6 protein-coding genes are annotated in these 3,814 nt (G+C 41.0%); all 6 read right to left on the reverse strand.

Features of this window, described 5'->3' with window-relative positions; all coding sequences use genetic code 11:
• On the reverse strand, positions 1 to 1,145 hold a 1,145-nt coding region (locus PHQ42_05260; protein ID MDD5072109.1), incomplete at its 3' end, for a type IV secretion system DNA-binding domain-containing protein.
• Between the two features lie 84 nt (positions 1,146 to 1,229).
• Positions 1,230 to 1,544 (reverse strand): MGMT family protein, encoded by a 315-nt coding sequence (locus tag PHQ42_05265; GenBank protein ID MDD5072110.1) that lies wholly within the window; start codon positions 1,542 to 1,544, stop codon positions 1,230 to 1,232.
• A 13-nt stretch (positions 1,545 to 1,557) separates the two neighbouring features.
• Positions 1,558 to 1,887, reverse strand: a complete 330-nt coding sequence (locus tag PHQ42_05270) for a hypothetical protein (GenBank protein MDD5072111.1) — start codon at positions 1,885 to 1,887, stop codon at positions 1,558 to 1,560.
• Between the two features lie 96 nt (positions 1,888 to 1,983).
• On the reverse strand, positions 1,984 to 2,718 hold the full coding sequence (locus PHQ42_05275; protein ID MDD5072112.1) for an anaerobic ribonucleoside-triphosphate reductase activating protein: 735 nt from the start codon (positions 2,716 to 2,718) through the stop codon (positions 1,984 to 1,986).
• A gap of 108 nt (positions 2,719 to 2,826) precedes the next feature.
• Positions 2,827 to 2,964 (reverse strand): anaerobic ribonucleoside-triphosphate reductase, encoded by a 138-nt coding sequence (locus tag PHQ42_05280; protein ID MDD5072113.1) that lies wholly within the window; start codon positions 2,962 to 2,964, stop codon positions 2,827 to 2,829.
• Between the two features lie 95 nt (positions 2,965 to 3,059).
• On the reverse strand, positions 3,060 to 3,814 hold a 755-nt coding region (locus PHQ42_05285; protein ID MDD5072114.1), incomplete at its 5' end, for an anaerobic ribonucleoside-triphosphate reductase.

The following is a 3,814-nucleotide window of genomic DNA, read 5'->3' on the forward strand; positions in this document are numbered from 1 at the left end:
GCCGAAAACGGATCGGAAGAAATGCCGTCAATCATCAGCTTTAAATACATCTCATATTTCGGCAGGCTGACCAGGTCTTCCTCGGTAAAAGTCGGGGTGAATTCTTTTACTAACTCTTCGGCATCAGTCGCCCCGACGCGAAAAACTATTAAAGTGCCGATGTTGCCGAAAACCGCCGCCTTAACCACGTCTCCCAGCTGTTCAATATATTGGTTAGCCATAATTAAATCAAGGCGGTATTTTCTCGCTTCTGACAAAATATTAGCAAAGCTGTCGGTAGTGAAATTCTGGAATTCATCAATATAAAGATAGCAATCTTTTCTCTTATTTTCCGGAATATTGACGCGGCTCATCGCCGCCAGCTGGATTTTCGTAATCATCATTGAACCCAGCAAAGAAGAATTATCCTCGCCAATCCGGCCCTTGCTTAGATTCATTATCAAAATTTTTCCCTCGTCCATAATCTCGCGCATATCAATGGAAGATTTAACCTGGCCGACAATATTGCGGATTAAGGAGCTGGATAAAAATTGCCCGACTTTGTTTTGGATAGGCGAAACCGCCTCGGCCGCGAATTTGTCGGCATAACCGGCGAATTCATTAACCCAGAAAGCTTTGACTACCGGATCCTGAATTTTGGAAATTACTTTTTTCCGGAAAACTTTGTCGGAAAGCATTCTGGTTACCCCCAAAAGGGTTGAACCCGGATAGTCTAAAATCGCCAAAATAGTATTGCGCAAAATATATTCCAGCCGCGGCCCCCAAGAATCAGCCCAAAGCTTCTGAAAAACTCCTATTAAGCCGGAGGCGACTAAGTGCCGCAGGTGCGGTTCCACCTGCTCCACGACATTAAAAGCGATCGGATATTCCATATCCGCCGGGTTAAAATAAATAACGTCATTAATCCGGTTAGTCGGGATATATTCAATTATTTTTTCCGCCAAATCGCCATGCGGGTCAACCACGGCTACGCCCCGGCCGGCTCGGATATCCTCCACAATCATATTTTCCAGAACCGTTGACTTGCCCATGCCCGTTTTTCCAATCAAATACATATGGCGACGCCGGTCGTCTTCTTTTATACCAAATTTTTTCAGTTCATTGCGAAAGGTTGTTTCGGCAAAAACTGTGATTAATTTATCCATATCTTAAATTTAATAAGATTCTTAAGATAATTAAGATTCTTGCGATTCTTACGATTCCTAAGAATCCTAAGAGTCCCAAATATCCTAAGAATCCCAATGATAAATAATTTCTTCAAAATCCACCACTTTTCCGTTTTTCACTTTCACACCCTCTTTGGCAAGTATTTTAATTTTAGCTTTTGAGCCTTTCCTAAATCCCCCGATTTGCCCGCCAGCTTTTACGACCCGATGGCAGGGAACGGCCGGCGCGTAGGGATTTTTATGCAAAGCGCTCCCCACGGCCCGGCTCGCTCTCGGTCGACCTATAATTCTGCTTATCTCGCCATAAGTCGTTATTCGGCCGCAAGGGACTTTTCTGGTTGCCTCCAAAACCGCCTTGGCAAACACTGACAAGACCATAAAAAATTAAAGATTAACGAAAATATTTTTGCAACTCGGGGGGAATGTTTCCGCCGTTTTGAGATTCCAACAAATTATTCAAAAAACCACTGCCGCCAAGAGCTTCCAGATCCAGGCCATTGCTTCCTGCCCCCAATAAATTCTGATACTGGCGATAAACATCCTTTAAAAGCGCGGGCAGATAGATAATTCCCAAAACAATCGGAATAACAATAATTAAAATCTTTAAAGCTCCCCAGACTCTCTGCCAAAAAACATATCTCTTTATTCCCTTTACCATTTCCCTGATTTCCCTGGTCAACTCTAAATTTTTTTCTAAAAGCTTTTTAATTTCTTCATCCATAATTTTTAAATGAGATTCTTAAGATGTTTAGGATTTTTAGGATCTTTATGATTCCTAAAAATCCTAAGAATCGCAAAAATCTCAAAAATCCCAATCTTATCTGGCTTCGCATTTTTTCACATATTTCCTTCCTATCTTCGCCATCTCTTCCATCTCCTTGTCAGTAAACGGTTTAGCGTTTTTAAACTTATTATCCACCAAATCGGTTTCACTTTTGAATTTCTGCAAAAACCAATTTTGCCCCCCTCTTATAATTTCCCCAATTTTAACAATATCTTCCCGGTTAAGCAAGCCGGGAACTGCCGTTGTTCTGAATTCATGGGGCAATCCGCCCTCTTTTATTATTTTAACACTTTTTTCAATTTTTTTGAAATCAACCGGGACTCCGACCACCTTTTTATACTTATCCCTTGGCGCTTTTATATCCATGGCGATATAATTTATTAAACCTCCCCTTATTAATTCATTAAGCATTTCCGGATTAGTGCCGTTAGTATCCAGCTTTACCAAATAACCCATTTTTTTAATTTTTTCTATAAACTCCGGCAAATCTTTATGGAGAGTCGGCTCTCCGCCCGTAATTACAATCGCTTCCAATTTGTTTTTTCTTTTATCTAAAAAAACAAAAAGATCGTCCTCTTTAATCAGAGAATGATCTTCTTGCTGTTTTTCCAATAAACTATTTTTTAACTTGCCAGCTCTGTCGGGCCGGACAAGCATAGGGTTATAGCAAAAATGGCAGCGGAAATTACAACCTTGAGTGAAAATAATGGCCGCAATTTTGCCGGGATAGTCAAGCAAACTAAATTTTTGTAAACCGCCTATCATCATGGGAATATTTTAAACATTCGGGATTGTTTGGGATAATCGGGATAGGATTTCCCAAAAATCTCAAAACATCCCAATCCCGAGTACTCGGGATAAAACATCCCAAAATATTTATTCTTTTACCTTAAAAGTTTTCCGGTTAATAAATTCCTCCTGCTTGCCGTCGTTCCATTGTTTGACCGGCCGCAAATAACCGCAAACTCGGCTATAAATTTCGCATTCTTGTCTTTTTGTTTTGATTGGTGACATAGCGCCTAACCACGGGAAGCGGAATTAATAAAAGGAAATTCCCGATTATTAATGCCTGATTCCTCCTGTTTTTATTTTAATATTTATAAATTCTTTTAAGCCAAGGCCTCTATAATATCCTTGTCTAAATTATCCCGGCTTTCTGACCCGGCAAAGGCCGCGTAGACTTCTTTCTTTTTTTCCCCGCTTTCTTCTTTCTTTGCTTCAATATAACCGATCTCTTCATCGCACTTGGGGCAAAAATTGTGCTCACCGGCGATATAGCCATGCTTGGGGCAAATAGAAAAGGTTGGGGTGATGGTGAAATAAGGGAGATGATAATTGCGGGCAATGGTTTTGACTAAATTTTTAACGGCCTCCGCCGAGGGCAAGGCCTCTCCGATAAAAGAGTGAAAAACCGTTCCGCCCGTATATTTAATCTGAATATCATCCTGCAAATCCAAAGCCTCAAATAAATCATCGGTATAATTAACCGGCAATTGCGAAGAATTGGTGTAGAAGGGAGAGGCGTTTCTGTCCCGAACGGCTTCTTCGTTTGCCACAACAATATCGGCGTATTTATCTTTATCAATCCTGGATAGCCTCCGCGAAGTGCCTTCGGCCGGCGTTGCTTCTAAATTATAAAGGTGGTTGGTCTTATTCTGATAGTCCATAATTTTTTCCCGCATATAGTTAAGAATCTTTACGGCGAATTCTTTTCCAGCCGGGGTGGTGATATCGCTTATTATCGGGGCGAAATTAAGCAAAGCTTCATTCATGCCAATAATGCCAATGGTGGAAAAATGGTTGTTCCAGTATCCGCCAAACCTTTCTTTCACGTTTGCTAAATAATGCCGGGCATAGGGATAAA

The organism is Patescibacteria group bacterium, assembly GCA_028711655.1.
Lineage (GTDB): Bacteria > Patescibacteriota > Patescibacteriia > Patescibacteriales > JAQTRU01 > JAQTRU01.